Origin of the sequence: Olleya sp. HaHaR_3_96, from assembly GCF_019278545.1 — a bacterium.
GTDB lineage: Bacteria > Bacteroidota > Bacteroidia > Flavobacteriales > Flavobacteriaceae > Olleya.
In genome coordinates this window covers 3,585,615-3,605,850 of record NZ_CP058987.1, presented here as the reverse complement: position 1 = coordinate 3,605,850, position 20,236 = coordinate 3,585,615, and the positions used below count along the sequence as shown (strand labels likewise).

Annotated in this window: 17 protein-coding genes; 11 read left to right on the top strand and 6 right to left on the bottom strand. The window is 33.8% G+C overall.

The features are described 5' to 3' along the window. The first annotated feature begins 18 nt into the window (after positions 1 to 18). Positions 19 to 558, top strand: coding sequence for a 7-cyano-7-deazaguanine synthase (locus H0I26_RS15920; protein ID WP_218702103.1), 540 nt, complete (start codon positions 19 to 21; stop codon positions 556 to 558). Between the two features lie 48 nt (positions 559 to 606). On the opposite strand, the gene H0I26_RS15915 is transcribed toward H0I26_RS15920, so the two are convergent. The 4 genes from H0I26_RS15915 to H0I26_RS15900 form a co-directional block, all read right to left on the bottom strand. Continuing rightward, complete coding sequence (locus H0I26_RS15915; RefSeq protein ID WP_218699949.1) at positions 607 to 1,536, bottom strand: HipA domain-containing protein; 930 nt, start codon at positions 1,534 to 1,536, stop codon at positions 607 to 609. Further along, on the bottom strand, positions 1,529 to 1,861 hold the full coding sequence (locus H0I26_RS15910) for a HipA N-terminal domain-containing protein (RefSeq protein WP_218699948.1): 333 nt from the start codon (positions 1,859 to 1,861) through the stop codon (positions 1,529 to 1,531). The genes H0I26_RS15915 and H0I26_RS15910 overlap by 8 nt, the downstream gene beginning before the upstream one ends. Further along, complete coding sequence (locus tag H0I26_RS15905; protein ID WP_218699947.1) at positions 1,848 to 2,069, bottom strand: helix-turn-helix domain-containing protein; 222 nt, start codon at positions 2,067 to 2,069, stop codon at positions 1,848 to 1,850. The genes H0I26_RS15910 and H0I26_RS15905 overlap by 14 nt, the downstream gene beginning before the upstream one ends. A gap of 576 nt (positions 2,070 to 2,645) precedes the next feature. Next, on the bottom strand, positions 2,646 to 3,224 hold the full coding sequence (locus H0I26_RS15900) for a bifunctional precorrin-2 dehydrogenase/sirohydrochlorin ferrochelatase (RefSeq protein WP_218699946.1): 579 nt from the start codon (positions 3,222 to 3,224) through the stop codon (positions 2,646 to 2,648). Between the two features lie 133 nt (positions 3,225 to 3,357). Here H0I26_RS15900 and cobA point away from each other — a divergent pair, with 133 nt between their 5' ends. From cobA to H0I26_RS15850, 10 genes are all read left to right on the top strand, one after another. After that, the gene (gene cobA / locus H0I26_RS15895; protein WP_218699945.1) at positions 3,358 to 4,131 is read left to right on the top strand and encodes a uroporphyrinogen-III C-methyltransferase; all 774 of its coding nucleotides are present in this window, start codon (positions 3,358 to 3,360) and stop codon (positions 4,129 to 4,131) included. Positions 4,132 to 4,153: 22 nt separating this feature from the next. Continuing rightward, positions 4,154 to 6,661, top strand: a complete 2,508-nt coding sequence (gene nirB, locus H0I26_RS15890; protein ID WP_218699944.1) for a nitrite reductase large subunit NirB — start codon at positions 4,154 to 4,156, stop codon at positions 6,659 to 6,661. A 21-nt stretch (positions 6,662 to 6,682) separates the two neighbouring features. After that, a complete protein-coding gene (gene nirD / locus H0I26_RS15885) occupies positions 6,683 to 7,060 on the top strand; it encodes a nitrite reductase small subunit NirD (protein WP_218699943.1) in 378 nt (125 codons plus the stop codon). A gap of 17 nt (positions 7,061 to 7,077) precedes the next feature. Then, a complete protein-coding gene (locus tag H0I26_RS15880) occupies positions 7,078 to 7,662 on the top strand; it encodes a DUF4202 domain-containing protein (RefSeq protein WP_218699942.1) in 585 nt (194 codons plus the stop codon). Between the two features lie 15 nt (positions 7,663 to 7,677). Then, on the top strand, positions 7,678 to 9,489 hold the full coding sequence (locus tag H0I26_RS15875; RefSeq protein WP_218699941.1) for an ATP-binding protein: 1,812 nt from the start codon (positions 7,678 to 7,680) through the stop codon (positions 9,487 to 9,489). Positions 9,490 to 9,545: 56 nt separating this feature from the next. Next, the gene (locus tag H0I26_RS15870; RefSeq protein ID WP_218699940.1) at positions 9,546 to 10,211 is read left to right on the top strand and encodes a response regulator transcription factor; all 666 of its coding nucleotides are present in this window, start codon (positions 9,546 to 9,548) and stop codon (positions 10,209 to 10,211) included. A 156-nt stretch (positions 10,212 to 10,367) separates the two neighbouring features. Then, complete coding sequence (locus tag H0I26_RS15865; protein WP_218699939.1) at positions 10,368 to 11,774, top strand: MFS transporter; 1,407 nt, start codon at positions 10,368 to 10,370, stop codon at positions 11,772 to 11,774. A 153-nt stretch (positions 11,775 to 11,927) separates the two neighbouring features. Further along, on the top strand, positions 11,928 to 15,449 hold the full coding sequence (locus H0I26_RS15860) for a nitrate reductase (protein WP_218699938.1): 3,522 nt from the start codon (positions 11,928 to 11,930) through the stop codon (positions 15,447 to 15,449). Then, entirely contained in the window at positions 15,446 to 16,879 is a 1,434-nt protein-coding gene (locus tag H0I26_RS15855; RefSeq protein WP_218699937.1) for a rubredoxin, read from the top strand. Before H0I26_RS15860 ends, H0I26_RS15855 begins: the two co-directional genes overlap by 4 nt. A 100-nt stretch (positions 16,880 to 16,979) precedes the next feature. Further along, complete coding sequence (locus H0I26_RS15850) at positions 16,980 to 18,260, top strand: alginate export family protein (protein WP_218699936.1); 1,281 nt, start codon at positions 16,980 to 16,982, stop codon at positions 18,258 to 18,260. A gap of 21 nt (positions 18,261 to 18,281) precedes the next feature. On the opposite strand, the gene moaA is transcribed toward H0I26_RS15850, so the two are convergent. Beyond that, positions 18,282 to 19,301 (bottom strand): GTP 3',8-cyclase MoaA, encoded by a 1,020-nt coding sequence (gene moaA / locus H0I26_RS15845; protein WP_218699935.1) that lies wholly within the window; start codon positions 19,299 to 19,301, stop codon positions 18,282 to 18,284. Further along, positions 19,294 to 20,205, bottom strand: a complete 912-nt coding sequence (gene moaCB / locus H0I26_RS15840; protein WP_101019184.1) for a bifunctional molybdenum cofactor biosynthesis protein MoaC/MoaB — start codon at positions 20,203 to 20,205, stop codon at positions 19,294 to 19,296. Before moaCB ends, moaA begins: the two co-directional genes overlap by 8 nt. Positions 20,206 to 20,236 lie beyond the last annotated feature (31 nt).

Below are 20,236 nucleotides of genomic sequence, written 5' to 3'. Positions count from 1 at the left end.
TGATATTTTTATTTCTGTATTGAAAAACACGCAATAGAACTTGAATTTGCGAGAGATAATGCTAAAAAGTATACTGTAATTGAACATAAAACAATTCAATTAGATAGTCAACTCTTTTCAAGTTCTGCTCTTGTGGATAGTAATAAGCAATTATCTGCTTATAAAGATGGAGAAAAACCTGAAGGAGAAGAAAATGCTTATGTCCCATATAAAAATTTAGTGTTTTTAAGTATGGCGTTGAGCCTTGCGGAATCTTACATAATTAATGATATTTACGTTGCTTTTAATAGGGACGATTGTGTTAATTTTTGGGATTGTACTAGTGCTTTTTTATCTCAATTAAATACGATTTCAGAACACTCAAAAACTCAAGTACACGCGCCACTAATTAACTTAACAAAGAAGGAGGTTGTTCAATTAGCCAAAAAGTTAGATGTCGATTTAAATAGAACAATTAGTTGTTATCAACCATATAATGATATGGAGTGTGGTGTTTGTTTGAGTTGTCTGGTTAAAAGAGAAGCTTTTATTGAAATAAAAGCAGAGTTAAAAAAGTAATGCATCTAAAAGAATAGGCGGTTTATAGTTCAATATTGTAAATTGTTCTTAACAGAATGTGTTGAACCTGTCCTTCAATAAGAGTACATATTTGTTTTGCATTTCTTTACTGAGAAAAGAGATGTTAATTAAATGCTCTGCATTCTTTTGAAGTGCTAAAAAACGTTTAAATACGCTGCTAATTTGTTTTTTTGATAATCCTAAGCCTAGTCCAAAATCAATAAAGTTTTGAAGTGTTATTTTTTTCTTTTTTCCGGCAATAGTTAATGCTAACTCCTCTGTGTCTTCAGGATTAACAATGGCTGTATTTAGTAGGTCGTAAGCAGGAGATAATGCCCAACCATAAGGCGTTTTAATCATCGAAAAGTTTTTTAAATGCATATCGTTATTAGCTGTGAGAAAGCTAAAAATAATGAGCTCAAAAAAACGAAGCTTATCTAATAACGTATTATCAGCATAACTATTAATAGCCTTTCCTATACGTTCCATAGAGCCTCGGTATTTATCGAATGCTTCCAGTACTTGAAACATATCTATCATGTGTATTTTAGATCCGTTTTCGGCTCTATCAATCCGTTTAGTAATATAAGACAACTCTCCAGAGGCTAGCTTAATAAGAGAATGCGGTACCACATCAATACTAAATAATTCGGCCATTTTCATAGTTACATGCTCGTTTGCTGGCATTTCGGCATAATCTGTAGATGGTGGTTTAAAAATATAATTTCCTCCTAAAGCTCCAACGACTGTTAATCGACTATCTGTTTTGTTATCATTTAATAAAGACATTGATAATTTAGGTTGTACACCAGGAACAGATACACTTCTCTCAATAACCTGTTTTGCCAGAATAGTCATATCATTTAATGAATATTCCAATTTTGGAGGTGTTTCTGTACCAAAAAAAGAGATGCTGCATGCAGCATGAAAATCGTTGCCAGAATCGGCTTCTTTATAGCAATATAAACACTTATTCATAATTTTCTTTTACAGATTCAACACTTACAGCTCCTATACAATTCTGACAGCAGGCGAGAAGTAATCCCATGCGATCATTTCTGTTAATTTTCCAGTTTTTAGAAGCGATGTCTAATAACCATCCTTCTGGAATTAAACCTTCAAAAAAAGCAAATAAACGCTGGTCTTTAAAGACTTCTTTTCTAACTGGCATGGTGAAGGTTATAAACTGTTCTGAATGTTTTTCGACATATTCAGCATCATATTTAAAAGTGAAATCGCCATCATTTGTTTCAGTTAAAAGACCACAAAATAGATTGTCGTAATATATTTTAGCTTGTCTCATTATCTTCTAATTCTTTTAAGCTTACCGGAACAAGTTTATGACCAAACATTTTTAAAACTTGGTTTACTTTTTCTAAATTTAAATTCGTTTTGTTTTGTTCTATTTTTCGTATTACTGTAAGTGCAACGCCAGATCTATCCGCAAACTCTTCTTGTGTTAAATCGACCTCTTTTCTGCGTTCTTTTACAAATTCTGCTAATTCTTTCATTATATGTTATTAGATATAATTTTAGACAAATATACTAAATTATATGTTAAAACGTATAATATCTTGTGAATTTGATTTTTTGTATGTTAATACATATAAAATCAATTGTGTTTTCGTGCTGTAAAAAGAAAAGTGCAATCAAAATGCAATGATAATGCAGTGTTTTTCCTCTGTAAATTTCTGTTATTGTTACATAGTGCAGTAAATGAAGATAATGCAGGCATAGTATAAAGATTTAAGTAAGTTTCAGACCTCTAATTATTATAAATAGTTCCTTAAATTACACTAAATATACTTTTAGAGATGTGTTTATTATAAAAAACATAAAAGTGTATTATATGACTCTTTTGCATACAAATTTAAACGGGCGTATCAAACAAGGTTAAATAAACTATTTAGAGAATAAGCTGTCTTATTGCTTAAGAAAACTTGTTAACAAACAAAACACTACTGAAAGCAACTAAACGATTACACCTTATTTACATCACGTTTTCTGTAAGGCCTTTAAGTACGTTACTTGTTACTTATTGTATTGGAAAGTAATCTGTATTGGCAAATAACCACCCCTAAACAATGCTACTTTCTATTTACTAATCCTTTCGTAAAGTTATTTAGGATTTCTACTTTTTCTTCAAAGTCACCTTTAATAGTTTTTCTATATTCATTTAGGTTTTTTACAAGATCATCGATATTATCAGGTATGACGTCTTCAAAAAATTGTCGCAAACGTTTCGCGGTTGTTGGAGATTTTCCGTTGGTCGATATGGCTATTTTTACATTCCCTTTAGTGACTATTCCACCCATATAGAAATCACAGTATGGAGGATTATCAGCAACATTAACTAAAGTTTTACGGATTCTACAATCGTGGTACACCCGCTCATTAACGGCTATATCATCCGTTGTTGTTATAACGATATGTTTATCTTTTAGATGATCTTGGTTGTACGATTCTAATATCATTTCTATTCCAAATTTTTCAGCTAGCGCTCTAGTGTCTGTTCTAAATAAGGGGGAAACCATTTGGATTTGTGCATTTGGGCTAGACTTTAATAGAAAAGATAACTTTTCTAAAGCAACAGTCCCACCGCCAATTATCAACATATTTAAGCTAGATGCTTTTAAAAATATAGGATATAATTCATTTTTAGCCATTCTATTAACGATTTGTATTATTAACTCATTATTTCTTGCAATCTAATAAAAATAAGTATTATTACTTAGTTTTAAGTAAGTATTGTTTGGTAATTACTTACTTTTGAAAGACAACGAGTAATTAGATGGTAATATGAAGACATCAAAAACAGCAAAAGTAACCTTGGTTGGCGCGGGTCCAGGTGCTAAAGATTTAATAACCTTAAGAGGGTTAAAAGCAATCCAAAGCGCAGACGTTATTCTTTATGATGCTTTAGTTAGTGACGAGTTGTTGTCTGAAATAGATGATGCTATTATTAAGATATATGTCGGTAAACGTTGTGGTTTACATTCTTTTACTCAACAAGAAATCAATGTCCTAATTGTTGAAAATGCATTTAAATACGGTCATGTAGTACGCTTAAAAGGTGGGGATCCATTAGTGTTTGGTAGAGCTAATGAAGAGATTGGTTATGTAGAGTCTTTTGGGATTATTGTAGAGGTAGTTCCTGGTATTTCAAGTGTAATTGCCGTGCCTGGTAGTCAAGGTATACCAATGACTCAGCGTGGTGTAAGTAGTAGTTTTTGGGTGATGACGGCAACTAAAAAGGAAGGTTCCTTTTCAGAAGACCTAAAATTTGCAGCACAATCGGAAACCACTATGGTCATTTTAATGGGGATAAGAAAGTTTAAAGAGATTATTACTGAGGTTAGTCGTTATAGAAGTGCTTTAACTCCTTTTGCTATAATCCAAAATGGAACCATGAAAAACGAAGCGTTTGCTGTTGGTTGTATTGGAGATATTTCGGGTGTTATTAAAAATATGGATGTTTCTGAGCCAGGAATAATTGTTATAGGAGATGTGGTTTCTGAACACCCATCCTTTTTTGAAGAAGAAGTACAACGTGTCTTGTACTCTAGTTTGTAAAGACTTTATTAAATACGTAGTTATGAGAAAAATTATAATAGTAGGTAATGGAATGGTTGGTTATAAGTTTTGCGAAAAATTTGTGAGCCAAGAACAGAGTGAAAATTTTGAGATTACTGTTTTTGGTGAAGAGCCTAGACCTGCTTACGATAGAGTGCATTTAAGCGAGTTTTTTGAAAATCAAGATGCAAAAGCTTTAGAGATGGCACCTGCATCATGGTATAAAGACAATGGAATAGACTTAATTGTAGACGAACGTGTCTCTGATATTGATAAAACTAATAAAACAATCACAACTGCAAAAGATAGAGTGTTTCCTTATGATTACTTAGTTTTGGCAACGGGGTCTTCAGCTTTTGTACCTCCAATAAAAGGCGTAGAAAAAGCTGGTGTTTTTGTATATCGTACAATAGAAGATTTAGAAGGGATGTTAGCCTATGCTTCAAAAATTAAAGCTAAAAATCCACAAGCAAAAGCAGCGGTTTTAGGAGGTGGTTTATTAGGTTTGGAAGCGGGGAAAGCAGTTATGGATATGGGATTAGAACCACATATTGTCGAGTTTGCTTCAAAGTTAATGCCACGACAATTGGATTCTAGAAGTAGTCAAGTGTTACAGTTAAAATTAGAGTCTATAGGTTTAAATATTCATCTTAGTAAAGCAACCAATCAGATTTTAGGAGACGATGCTATCACAGGTATGGAGTTTGGAGAGGATGATGTTTTAGAGGTTGAAATGTTAGTCATTTCGGCTGGTATCCGCCCAAGAGATGAGCTAGGGAAAACTTGTGGATTAGACATGGGGATTCGTGGTGGAATTGTGGTAGATAATAGAATGAAAACGTCTGACGAAAACATTTTTGCTATTGGAGAAGTCGCGTTATACAATCAAATGATTTATGGTCTAGTTGCTCCGGGGTACGATATGGCGGGTATTGCAGTAAATCAGATTTTGGGCAACGATAGTCTTATGGCAGAAACAATTGATATGTCTACCAAATTGAAGTTAATTGGTGTGGATGTCGCAAGTTTTGGAGAGCCTTTTATGCCAGCATCCAAAGGGCATTCAGTTATTTTTGAAAATAAAACACAACATTTATATAAAAGAATTAATGTCAGTCTTGATGGTAAAAAACTATTAGGGGGTATTTTAATTGGTGATGCTACAGATTATAATATGTTGCATCAAGTCTTTTTAAATGAAATGGCAATTCCTGAGGATCCTGCACAATTAATTTTACCGTTAAGTGAAGGTGGAGCAGCTTTTGGAAGTGTTTTAGATTTGCCAGATACCGCTCAAGTATGTTCATGCGAGAGTTTATCTAAAGGCGCTATTTGTGGTGCGATTACAGATGGTAACTGTGAAAGTCTATCTGATGTTATTGCTAAAACTAAAGCAACAACGGGCTGTGGTGGTTGTAAACCTATGGTGGTCGATTTGGTAAACGAAACTTTAAAATCGCTTGGTAAAGAGGTGAAAGATACTATTTGCGAGCATTTTAATTATAACAGACAAGAGTTATACGATTTGATTAAGGTAGGACGTGTTGCAGATTATAATGAGACCTTAGATAAGTTTGGTAATGGGCATGGGTGCGAAGTTTGTAAGCCATTAGTGGCTTCCATTTTTGCAACAGTCACAATGGAGACTGCTAATCGTCAACCGGGAATTCAAGATACAAATGATCGTTTTTTGGCAAATATTCAGAGAAACGGAACGTATTCTGTGGTGCCAAGAGTACCTGGCGGAGAAATTACACCAACCCAATTAATTGTGATTGGGCAGGTGGCAAAAAAATACGATTTATATACTAAAATTACTGGTGGGCAAAGAATAGATTTGTTTGGAGCACAAGTACATGAATTACCATTAATTTGGAAAGAATTAATAGCCGCGGGTTTTGAAAGTGGGCATGCATATGGAAAGTCATTAAGAACCGTAAAAAGTTGTGTGGGGTCTACATGGTGCAGATATGGGATGCATGAAAGTGTAACGTTTGCGATTGAAATAGAAAAAAGATACCGAGGTCTACGCTCGCCTCACAAGTTTAAAGGTGGTGTTTCTGGTTGTATTAGAGAATGTGCAGAAGCTAGAGGTAAGGATTTTGGACTGATTGCTGTAGATGGAGGATGGAATTTATACATCTGCGGAAATGGTGGCGCAACCCCTAAGCATGCTGTGTTATTTGCAGAACAATTAGATGATGCTACTGCTATAAAATACTTAGATCGTTTTTTAATGTACTATATAAGAACTGCTGGTCCTTTAGTAAGAACCGCTCCTTGGTTAGATAAGTTGGATGGCGGGATAGCGTATTTAAGGCAAGTGATTATTGAAGATGCTTTAGGTATTGTTGATGACTTAGAAACCGAAATGCAGGGACTTGTAAATAAATACGAATGCGAGTGGAAACAAGCGGTAGAAAGTGAAGAAATAATGAAACGTTTTAAACATTTTGTGAATTCGGATGATACAGATGATACTATCGAGTTTGTAACCATGCGCGATCAAAAAATGCCTAAAGCTTGGTGAAATAAATATAAAATTAGAATAATGGAACATATATTAAATCAATATGAATCGGTGTCAAATACAGAGGTGAAGACATGGTTTAAAGTTGGTGAAACTTCAGATTTCCCAGAAAATAGTGGTGCTTGTATTAAATACAAAACCAAGCAAATAGCAGTGTTTAATTTTACAAGAACCGGTAAATGGTATGCTAGTCAGAATTTATGTCCTCATAAAATGGAAATGGTATTGTCTTTAGGAATGATCGGTGATAAGGAAGGTGTACCTAAAGTTGCTTGTCCTTTGCATAAAAAAAACTTCTCCTTAGAAGATGGCTCAAATTTAGCAGGAGAAGATTTGAAAATAGCAGTATATCCAATTAAGATTGAGAATGAAAATGTTTATATTGGCTTTGAGGATTAGGATAAAAATAGAATAACATGAAGCCAACAAATTTTGAAATTGCAATAGCATTAATTGATCAGAAAAATGCAGAGGATAATAATACTTATAGTAGTCACGGAGTAGTATTTTCGAAAGAGTTATTGTATTCTCAACGCATGTCTCAAAAATTATTGCAATTTAAAGGGGAAGCTTCAGAAGCCCTTCAAATAGCAGCTAGAGCACAACATATTTGTAGATGGAAAATTGCTAGAAACCAATTTGCTATGGATAGAGTGGGGTATTTGACATGGAGAGAGACTTTAAAAAAAATGCATGCAGATCTTACTGCGGAGTTATTAGAAACGGTTGGTTATAGTGACGAGTTTATAGAAAGAGTCTCTTTTTTGATTAACAAAAAAATGATTAAAAAGGATGATGAAAGCCAGGTTATTCAAGATGTAATCTGTTTGGTTTTTCTAGAACATTATTTTGAGGACTTTTCAAATAAACATGAAGAAGAAAAGGTTATAAGTATTGTTCAGAAAACATGGAAAAAAATGTCGGAGGCAGGACATGAATTTGCTTTAAAACTGAAATATTCTGAAAAAAGTTTGGCTTTAATTCAACAAGCAATCAAATAAAAGAGTTTAAATATAATGGCTGATAAAGACTTTTCTTTAGATCAACAAACGTTTAAAAAATTAAGTCGTTTATATATAATAGCGTTAAGTACTATTGCTATCACTGTCATTGTGAGTCAGTTGTTTATTCGAAAACACCTTCAGGGCCAACAAACCGATTCTACAGTTATAAATATAGCGGGTAGACAGCGTATGTTGAGCCAGAAATTAACAAAAGAGGTCTTGTTAATTTCAGGTGCAGCCCATTTAGAAGATAGAATTGCATTCAAAAACAAGCTAAAAGCCACTATATTACTTTGGAGCGCGTCTCATGAAGCGCTTAAAAACGGAAATGATAGTATTGGTTTGCCAAAAACGAATAGTATTAGTGTTATTACGATGTTTGATCGGTTAGACCCTGTTTTTAAAACGATTACCACTGCTTCCAATCAAATCATTCAAAATATTGAAACTACACCTGAATTGGCTAAGCAAAGTTTTACGGAAGCTATTACTGTTATAAAAAGTGAAGAAGCGAAGTATCTTACTATAATGGATGAAATTGTAAATCAATATGATTTAGAGGCTGATCAGAAAGTAAGATGGTTAAAAAAGTTGGAGTTGCTTTTAATGATATTGACATTGGTTATTTTGTTAGCGGAATTTCTTTTCATTTTTTGGCCGACGGCTAAGACAGTAAAAAAGAGTTTATTTAAACTGTTGCAAGCCGAAAAGAATGCTAAGAAAATGGCTTATGATGCCGATGTTTTAAGTGCTGCTAAAGAGAAGTCTATAAAAGAACTACGTGCATTGACGCAAGCTATGAACGAGACACTTTTGTTTGCGCGTTTATCTTCAAACGGAACGATTATACAAATGGGGAGTAAATTCTCGAAATTATTAGGAGCTAATAAGTTTAATCCGCAGGCTAATTTTTATGAAGTTATAAGTCGTCGAGAAAGTGAGCAATTGGTCATTGGAGATGTAATTTCTAAACACAAAAAAACAGGATGGCAGGGTGAGGTCAAAGCAACGACACAAAACGAGGAAGATATTTGGTTAGAAATGTCTATCGTGCCTTTTAATCCCACGGGTAATAAGTCAGAGCTTCTTATTGTTGCTTCAGATCATACCAAAAGAAAAGGAGGGCAGTTGGAAATTGAAAGATTAACGAAGGTTAGTTTTGAGGAGAAAATGAACCAACAAAAAATTATTTCTAGTAAAATCATTGAGAACCAAGAGAAAGAACAAAACCGGATTGCCAAAGATGTGCACGATGGTATTGGGCAAATGTTAACAGGATTAAAATATAATTTAGAAAGTATAGATGTCAGTGATATTGAAAAAACAAGTTCTAAAATAGAGCATTTAAAATTGCAAGCTGCAGACATTATCAAAGGGATTAGAACAGCGACTTTTAATTTAACACCGCCAGAGTTAACAGATCATGGTGTTGTTCCTGCAATAACAAAACTAACTAAAGAACTAGCAAAACTTACGGGTAAAAACATAGTGTTAGTAAGTAAAGTTAATTTTAATCAACGATTAGATTCACTTGTAGAAATAAATATCTATCGCATTACCCAAGAAGCAATTAATAATGCTATTAAATATGCAGAATCTACACACATCATAGTCTCGATAACAAAAACAGAAAAAATACTTAGTATTGTTATCGACGATAATGGTAAAGGTTTTGATCCCGAGAAGGTTAAAAACAAGAAAAACGGCGATGGTGGTATGGGATTGACTTTTATGAGAGAACGTATTAATTATATTGATGGTCGTCTTTTTATAAGTTCTGAGATTGGTAAAGGGACTCGGGTAACTTTAAATGTTCCATTGTAGCAGTAAGTAATATTACGTAATATTTACGTATTTTTGCATTTCTTAATTTAGTTATAATGAGTGTTTCCAAAATTATTTTAGTAGACGACCATGTCTTTGTAAGAGATGGTATTAAAGCGCTTTTAGAAGGGCAAGCTGATTTTCAGGTTATCAATGAAGCCTGTAATGGCATTGAAGCTTTAGAGGTGATGGAACAAGAGTTGCCCGATATAATGATAGTAGATATACGTATGCCAGAAATGAATGGCATAGAGCTAGTGAAAGAAATTACTGCGAAGTATAAAAGCGTAAAAACGATGATGTTATCTATGCATGAGTCAGAAGAGTATGTGGTTCAGGCTATTGAGGTTGGTGCAGATGGTTATTTATTGAAAGGCGCAAGTAAAGACGAGTTTTTAAAGGCTTTACACGCTATCGCTGCTGGAGAAAAATATTTTTCAGGAGATATTTCGTCTATTATAATTAATAATTTTGTAAAAGGAAAACAGGGCGTTAAAGACGGGAAGAAAAGCGTAACAGCTAAAGGTTCATTCGGTTTGACTAAGCGACAAAAGCAAATTCTCAGTTTGGTGTTGCAGCTTAAAAACAATAAGGAAATAGCTAAAGAGTTGGATATTAGTAGAAGAACAACTGAGGTGCACCGTTTTAATCTAATGAAAAAATTAGAAGTTAAAAACATAAAAGAACTCTCCGAAAAAGCTATTGAGTATAATCTTATATAATAACTACGTTATTATTCTAGCTCTATTTTTTAAAATTCTTAATTTTATTCTATTTTATTGATGATTTGATATTACTTAATAATTACTTAGTTTTTGCAATTTAAAACTAAGTAATTATACGTATTTTTATTTTGTAAATTACTTAATTACTTAATTATGAAATCTTCAAAAGCAACAACGCTAAGTCTATTTAATTTTAAAAATATATCTACTCGTACGTTTTGGATTACATCAATATCTTTTTTTCTATGCTTTTTTGCTTGGTTTGGTATTGTTCCTTTTATGCCTGACGTTGTTAAAGATTTAGGGTTAACTCCAGATCAAAAATGGAACTCTATTATTTTGGCAGTTTCAGGGACCATCTTTGCACGTTTACTTATTGGTAAATTATGTGATAAATATGGCCCCAGATTATGTTATACTTGGTTGCTAATGTTGGGGGCAATTCCAGTTGTGCTTTGCGGTTTAGTGCAAACTCCAACACAATTTTTAGTTTGTAGATTATTTATTGGTTTTATAGGGGCTTCATTTGTGATTACGCAAGTGCATACCTCTTTAATGTTTGCTCCAAATATTGTGGGAACTGCTAACGCAACTTCTGCTGGTTGGGGTAACTTGGGTGGTGGTGCTAATAGATTAGGGATGCCATTAATAGCAGGAGCAGTGGTTGCTTTTGGTGTTGCGGATGGGGACGCTTGGAGATATGCAATGGTAATTGCAGGTGTGGTTTGTTTTTTAATGGGATTGGTTTATTTTTTCTTTACAACAGATACTCCAGAAGGGAATTTTAAAGCTTTAAAAGCTTCAGGTGATATGGTGGTGACTAAGAAAGATCAAATAGGTTTTTTAGAGGTTTTAAAGGATTATCGTGTTTGGATTCTATTTGTAATATATGCAGCTAGTTTTGGTATAGAATTAACCGTTTATGGTACGATGGATGATTACCTTCAAAATACCTTTCAATTAGAAAGAGTAACAGCAGGAAATATTGTCTTATCATTTGCATTAATGAATATTTTTGCTAGAACTCTAGGTGGCTTTTTTGGAGACAAATTTGGTAAATTAAAAGGCTTAAGAGGTCGTGTTTTGTTTTTGTCTTTCATCTTAACCTTACAAGGTGTAATGTTAATATTCTTCTCTAGTGCTACAAGTTTAATTTTCGGAATCGTCTTATTAATTTTATTTAGTTTAAGTGTTCAAATGGCAGAAGGTGCAACCTTTTCTGTCGTGCCTTTTATTAATAAAAAAGCAATAGGATCTGTTTCTGGTATTGTTGGAGCAGGTGGTAATGTTGGTGCTTTTTTAGCAGCAATGCTATTAAAATCTAAATCTGCTGTAGCAGAAAAAGCAGCAATTGCAGCAAATCAAGGTTTAAGTGAAGAAGCTGTTAAAGCAGCACAATCCGTAGCGTCTTCGGGAGCAGTGTCTAGTGGTTATTTTTTAATCGGTTTTGTTGTTCTTGTGACTGGTGTTACTGCACTAGCTATAAAGTTTTCTACAGAAGAAGAACAAGAAGAAGCATTGAGTTTTAGTCCCGTAAATATGGATAAATTAATGTCTTAGATAAATTTCGAATAACACATTTGATTATTTATAGTGCACTTCATTATCGAATTTAAAATGGAGGATAGGCATTTTTATGTTATTCAGAATAATAAAATCAAACCTTGGTTAGTAGCCTTTTAATGTTGTATTTAGTATAAAATGTTGGTCTAAATGATTAAAAATGAAGTTAAAACAACTTGTTCTTATTGCGGAGTGGGGTGTGGGATTATCGTAAAAAAAGACAATAACAACACTGTTTTTGTTGAAGGTGATAAAGACCATCCTGTTAACAAAGGGATGTTATGTTCTAAAGGTATGAATTTGCATTATGTTGCTAATGATACTTCAGACCGGATTTTGTATCCAGAAATGCGCTGGAGTCGTTCGCATCCTAGAGAACGTGTCAGTTGGGATACTGCATTAGATAGAGCTGCTAGTGTCTTTAAATCCATTATAAAAAAACATGGTCCAGATGCTGTTGCTTTTTATGTGTCAGGGCAAAGCTTAACGGAGGAGTATTATATCGCTAATAAACTTACTAAAGGGTTTTTAGGAACAAATAATATTGATACCAATTCACGTTTATGTATGAGTTCTGCAGTGGTGGGTTACAAAAAGACCTTTGGAGAAGATAGTGTGCCCATTGCTTATGCGGATATAGAATTGGCCGATTGTTTTTTAATTACAGGAGCAAATCCTGCTTGGTGTCATCCTATTTTATTTAGACGTATTGAAAAACACAAAGAAGACCATCCAAATGTAAAAATCATCGTTATAGATCCTCGTAAAACAGATTCTGCAAAATTTGCAGATTTGCACTTACAATTAACGCCAGGTACAGATGTTGTATTGCAAAATGCTATTGCAAGATGTCTGTATAAAAGTGGTTTGATAGATTCTGATTTTATAAAAAAACATACGGAAGGTTTTGAAGATTATAAGAAAATTATTTTTGGAACAACATTAAAAACGGCTTCAAAATTTTGTGGCATTCCTGTAAAGGATATCCAACAAGCAGCAAAAATAATAGGAACTTCTAAAGGTTTTATTAGTATGTGGGCCATGGGGCTAAACCAAAGTGTTATCGGAACGGATAAAAACACATCACTTTTAAATTTATCATTAATTACGGGGCAAGTAGGTAAGCCAGGGGCTGGCCCTTTTTCATTAACTGGGCAGCCAAACGCAATGGGAGGACGAGAAGTTGGAGGAATGGCAAATTTACTTGCAGTGCATAAGGACTTGCAAAACGAAGAACACCGACGGGAAGTCGCTCAGTTTTGGGGCGTTGATAAAATATCACCCAAACCTGGATTAACAGCTACAGAGATGTTTGATGCTTTAGAAAGCGGACAACTAAAAGCGGTTTGGATTGCCTGTACTAATCCATTAGTTAGTATGCCAAATTCACATAGAATAGAAAAGGCAATGGCTAAATCTAAGTTTGTAGTGGTTCAAGAGATTTCTCATAAATCGGATACATTACAATATGCCGATTTGGTGTTGCCGGCAGCAGCGTGGTTGGAGAAAGAAGGGACGATGACTAATTCTGAACGGCGCATTTCTTATTTACCAAAAGCAATTGAAGCCCCTGGTGAAGCAAGACCTGATGTAGAGGTATTTTGTGATTTCGCGCAAAGAATGGGGTTTAGAGGGTTTAATTATAATGGTGCTGAAGAAATTTATGACGAGTATGCAGCAATGACAAAAGGGACAAATATTGATGTGTCCTTCTTAAATTACGATCGTTTAAAAAATGAAGGGACCTTCCAGTGGCCAGTAAACAAATACCGTCATCCAGGAACACCGCGTCTTTTTGAAGATAAAAAATTCTATACGCCTTCTCAAAAAGCAATTTTTAATTGCCCGTCAACAATTCAAAATAAATCAGTTAAGATTGATGAAGAGTTTCCGTTGATTTTAACGACAGGGCGAGTCAGAGATCAATGGCATACCATGACTAAAACGGGTAAGGTGTCTAGATTAAAAACGCATTATCCAAAACCAGTATTAGAAATAAATCCTGTAGATGCGTATTTAAATAGTATTAGAGACGGAGGGATTGCAGAAATAAATAGTAGTAATGGTGTGGTTAGAGTCCGTGCTAAAATTACAGATGACATTAAAAAAGGGGTCGTTTTTCTACCAATGCATTGGGGAAAAGTATTGCAAAGTAATTTAAATAGAGCCAATAACTTAACGCAAACTCGTGTCGATCCGATTTCTAAAGAGCCTGATTTTAAGTATACTTCAGTTTCAGTTTCAAAATATAGAAAACCTAAAGAGAAAATTATAATTGCTGGAGCAGGGGCTGCTGCATTTCGTTTTTTACAGAATTATAGAGATTATAATGAAGTGGATGAAATTCATGTGTTTTCTAAAGAATCTAACCTATTCTATAATCGAGTATTATTACCAGAATATATTACTGAAGAATTATCTTGGGAGCAATTACTGAAGATTAAGAATAAAGAATTAAATAAGTTGGATATTAAAATTCATTCTGAAACAATCATAGAAAAGATTGATAAAGAGGCTAAGATTGTAATAGATTCAAATGGGGAAACACATGCTTTTGATAAACTAATTTTAGCCACAGGAAGTCGACCGTTTATCCCAAAAGATGTACAGATAGATTTACCGGGCAGATTTACAATGCGGAATAAAACTGATGCCGACCGTTTTAAAGCCTATTTAGATAATACAGGTTTGCCTCCAGAAGAGCAGCATGTTGTAATTGTTGGTGGAGGTTTATTGGGCTTAGAATTGGCTGCTGCTATGAAACATAAAAATGTAAAAATTACAATCGTGCAACGTGCCTCTCGATTAATGGAGCGTCAGTTGGATAAGATTTCTAGTAAACTCTTGTCTTTAGATGTGCAAAAAAGAGGAATTCAAATTTATTTTGATAATGAAGTCAGTACTGTGTTTGATGAAGAAGATACGGGCGAGTTAACCATTAACTTAAAAAGTGGAAAATACATTACAGCTAATGCTATTGTTTATGCTATTGGTACACGACCAAATATTGAGATTGCTAAAAATAACGGGATTGTTTGTGGACGTGGTGTAAAAGTAAATCAGCATTTGCAATCGTCGCATCCAGATATTTTTGCTATTGGCGAAATAGCAGAATTTAATAATAAGCTATTTGGTATCACATCTGCAGCAGAAGAGCAAGCAGGTATTTTAGCTAACTTTATTGCGGGTGATATTAGTGAAGCCTATAAAGGTTCTGTATTAATGAATATTCTAAAATTTAACGATTTAAACTTATGTAGTATTGGTGAGATTTCAGTGCCAGAAAATGATCCAAGTTATGAAGAGATTATTTTTACAGACATTTCTAAAGGATACTATAAGAAATGTATTGTGAAAAATGACTTGTTAATTGGTGCTGTTTTAGTTGGGGATAAAAATGAGTTTGCGGAGTTTAAAACCTTAATTGAAAGTAAAATTGAAATGTCTGATAAACGGAATACATTGTTAAGAGGTGCTTCTAAAGATAGTCCTATTTTAGGTAAACTGATATGTTCATGTAGTCAGATAGGTGAAGGTAATATTGAAGAAGCGATAGCTAAAGGGTGTATCGATTTTACAGAATTATGTAACACAACAGGAGCAGGGTTGGGGTGTGGAAGTTGTAAAACAGAAGTGAGAGAGATTTTGAATAATGCAAAAGTAGGAGCATGAGCAAACAACTAAATAGATTAATTATAAAAGGAGGTGTTTTGTCTCCCGGAGAGTTAAAATACATTTGTCAATCTGTAGAAAATTTAGGGTTAAAAACGATTTCTTTTGGATCTAGACAAGATATTTTATTACCAAAAAAAGTAAATAGGGAAGAGTTGACCCAATTTGATAAACTTATAATTGTTGAGGATGATGAAATAGGCGTCGAGAATATTGTGTCCTCTTATGTTTGTGCAGATATTTTTCCGAGTACCTCATGGCTAACCGGTGATCGCTATTTATATCTTTTAGAACAATTTCGGTCTAAAACCAAATTAAAGATTAATCTAACAGATCCAAAGCAACGTTTAGTGCCATTATTTACAGGTAATGTGAATTTTATAGCGTCAGAACATGAAGACTATTGGTATTTGTATGTGAGGCTTCCGGATTGGGAAAAAACAGAAATGTATCCTGCATTGATTTATAGTTGGGATTTAGATAAGATTGAAACAGCAATTGAAAATTGTCTTCAAGAAGAACCTGAAACTATCGAAACTATTTTTGAATTGGTTAGTGATGCTGTAGATACTAATAATAGAACGGTCGATAAACCATTAGAGGTTCCATTTTATCCATTCCCTTATTTTGAAGGCATGAATAAAATTGGTGCAGATAAATATTGGTTGGGGTTATATTGGCGTAATAACAAATACGATATTTCTTTTTTGAAGGAAATGTGCGAATTATGTTCGGAAAATAAGATTGGTAAAATATCGATAACACCTTGGAAGTCTTTTATTGTAAAAGGAATCCCTAGAGAGTCTAAATTAATTTGGGAAAAGTTTTTAGGCAAAAGAGGTATTAACGTAAGGCATTCTATGTTGGAGCTGAATTGGCATATTCCTGTTGCAAATATAGAGGCTTTAAATCTTAAAAAGTATTTAGTATCTAATTTTGATCAAAATGATATCAGCACGTATGGTTTGACCTTCGGAATTACAGATTACAATAAATCTTCAAATTATTTTACCTCTATTGTTGTTGAAAAGAATAAACAACCAGAAATGATTGGAACTTTTCAAACTAGAGATACGTATAATTTATCCTATGCAAAAAACTTTGATCCAAACACTAGAGCGTATATTATGCATGTTCAAGACGTGGATAAAGTAGAACTACCTGGTTTATTAATGGAATTGAGTCAGTTATATTTTGATCAATTAGGAAATGAAAGAGAGAAAGAGAAAATCGCAGAAACACAAAAAGTAACAACTAAACTAGAAGTGTATCAATGTCAGGATTGTTTGACTATTTACGATGAAGCTTTTGGAGATATTACTCAGGATATTCCTCCAAAAACAGTTTTTAAATTACTTCTGGAAACTTATGAGTGCTCTCTTTGTGAGGGATCTAAAGCTAATTTTGAAAAGATAATATTAGAGAAATAAAGGTCTTTTTTTTTTCTTATTTCTGTTATGAAACAGTTGCGTTTTTTTATAGAATGCGGTTTTTAGTTACAATTCATTTAAAATTTAAATACGATATATTATGAAAAAGCAATACTTAATTTTGATGCTATTATTAGCTTGTTTTCAATTTGGGAAGGCGCAATTTACTTTAGATGGCGAATTTAGACCACGTGCCGAATATAGAAATGGATTTGGAAGTGTAATTGCAGAGGATGCTGATGCGGGTTTTGGTATTTCGACAAGAACAAGGTTAAACGCAGGTTTTAAAACAGAGACTTACGACTTCTATCTAAGTTTTCAAGATGTTATGGTTTGGGGAGAGAATAGGCAACTTTTACCTTACGATCAAAATAATTCGTTTTCTATTTTCCAGGCTTGGGCAGATATTAAACTTGGTGATGGCTTTTCTACTAAAATAGGACGTCAAGTATTATCTTATGATGATCAGCGTATTTTAGGTGGTTTGAATTGGGCACAGCAGGGACGGAATCATGATGCGGCTTTAGTTAAGTATGTAAAGGGTGGTTTTAAGTTAGATTTAGCTTTGGCTTTTAATCAAGATTATAGTAATCCTACAGGTTTTGTATCTGAAGGCACCTCTTATGATACTACCGGTTTTTTCTCTTATAAAACAATGCAAATGTTACATTTAAGTAAGACTTGGGGTAAGTTTTCGGGAAGTCTGTTAGCTATGAATAATGGTTTTCAAGAGTATGAAGAAGATGAAGAAACAGCAAATGGCGTTAGTAATTTGCAAACTTTTGGGACGCACTTAAACTATGGTATCGGTAAGTTTGGAGCGACGGTAAATGCATATTTACAAACAGGGCAACAACAAGGAGAAGTGGCTGTAAAAGGAGCTTATTTATTGAGTGTGGATGTCATGCATAAGACTTTAGAGAAGGTAAGTTTTGGTGTAGGTTTAGAAATGATAAGTGGTAATGATGCTGATGTAGGCGAGACAGCTGCATTTTTTCCATTGTACGGAACAAATCATAAGTTTAATGGATTTATGGATTATTTCTATGTTGGTAATCATGCTAACTCTGTGGGGTTAGTAGATGTTCATATTAGTGCTAATTTGGATTTAAATGAATCGTCAAGTTTGATGGTTAAAGCATTAAATTTTAGCGGAGAACAGGGGTTGGCAAGTGGAGAAAAAGCGTTGGGGACAGAAATAGATTTAGTCTATAAAAAGAAGTTTAACGGTTATGCTTTGGTGCTTGGGTATTCTCAACTATTTTCAAACGATGGAATGTATGAGTTAAAAGGTGTTACTGAGCGTGTCGCAGCAAGTACACAAAACTGGGCTTGGGCAATGCTGGTTCTTAAACCTAAATTTTTAGGAGGTACAAAATAGTTGGTGAAAAAGTCTGTTGTATTATCCTCCAATAGTAATCATGCTTCTGTTTTTGTTGTGTAATTTTGGTTCTTGTAGTTTTTTTAAGGTATCCATTCCGCCACGTACTTTAAATTTGGCTTCTACAGCTTTTTTAATCACGGGTTCTATAGATTGACCTTTACGTAATGTGGTTAATAAATCGGATTCTGAAGCAGAGAATAGGCAATTTTTTAATTTTCCATTTGCAGTTAAGCGTAATCTGTTACACGAATCACAAAATGGATTGGTAACAGAACTAATGATTCCAAAAGCACCTTGATAACCTGCTATTTTGTAGTTTTTAGTGGTGTCATTTGAAGCATCTTGTAAACGGATGATGTCTTTGTTGTTAAAGGATGCACTCACACGTTTCATAATTTCTTTGTAAGACACCATTTTTTTGATGTCCCATTTGTTGCCATCAAAGGGCATAAATTCTATAAAACGGATAGAAATAGGTAAGTCTTTGGTAAGGTTTATAAAGTCTATAATTTCGTCATCATTAAAACTTTTCATTAAAACAACATTCACTTTAACTTCAAACTTTTCTTTTACTAAAAGCAGTATATTTTTATAAACTTTTTCAAACTGATCTCTAAGGGTGATTTCTTTAAATCTTGCGCGGTCTAGTGAGTCTAAGCTGATATTGATTTTGTTAACCTTATGTTTTTTTAAATTAACGATGTGTTTATCAATAATTACCGCATTTGAGGTTATGGAAAGTGTGACAGGAAGTGTCGCTAATTTTTCTAAAATAACAAGAATGTCTTTTCTGATTAACGGTTCGCCACCTGTAAGTCTTATTTTTGTAACCCCATTTTTTACAAATGTTTTAGCAATTTCATAGATTTCATCACTAGTCATTAAATGACTTTTTGGTGATAATTTAACACCATCGGGAGGCATGCAATAGGTGCAACGTAAATTACAACGTTCGATAAGCGAAATGCGTAAATAGGCGTGATCTCTGCCAAAACTATCCTGTAGTATGGGTTTTGAATGTGTTGAGGTATTAGTCATGTCTTTCGCCTTTAAGTATTTTAAACACATGTAAAACAGATGGAAAAATAGCATCCATAGATTCTCTTGCACCATTTGTAGATCCTGGTAATGCTAAAACTAAAGTGTTTTTTATCGTTCCTGCAACGCTTCTGGATAACATGGAGTAAGGGGTTCTGTCTTGTCCGTAATTTCTAATAGCTTCTTCTATACCAGGTATTCTTCGGTCTAATAAAGGCGCTAAAGCTTCTGGTGTAATATCTCTAACAGAAAGTCCCGTTCCGCCAGTGTAAATTATTAAATCGACAGCATTGCTTTGGTGTTTTAAAGCTTGTTCTTGTATGTTTTTAATTTCATCAGGAATGACTGTGTATTCTGTGATTGCCACACCGCACGCTTCCAATTTTTTTATAATTGCTTTTCCGGCTTTATCTTCTTTATGTCCTGCAGATATTGTGTCAGAACATACGATTACAGCAGCGGTTAAGTCTTTTCTAAAACGGTCCTTAAAATCAGATTTACCACCTTTTTTTTCTAATAATTTGATATGATGGATTTCAATGCCTTTGTCTATTGGTTTTAGCATGTCGTACATGTTTAGGGCAACAACACTTGCACCATGCATGGCTTCAACCTCAACTCCAGTTTTGTAAATGGTTTTTACAGTAAAAAGGACTTTTATTTCTAGTTCGTTTACTTCATATTCAACGCCTGTAAATTCTATAGGAAGTGGATGGCAATCAGGAAGTATATCGGGGGTACGTTTGACACCTAATAAACCAGCAGCTTTGCTCATAGCAAATACGTTTCCTTTTGGAACGGTGTCATTGTCTATAGCTGTAATCGTTTCTTTTTTGCTAACTTTTACAATAGCTTGTGCAGTAGCGGTTCTTAATGTTGTATTTTTAAAAGTGATGTCTACCATTTTATGTGAATTGGTTGATTTATGGATTTGT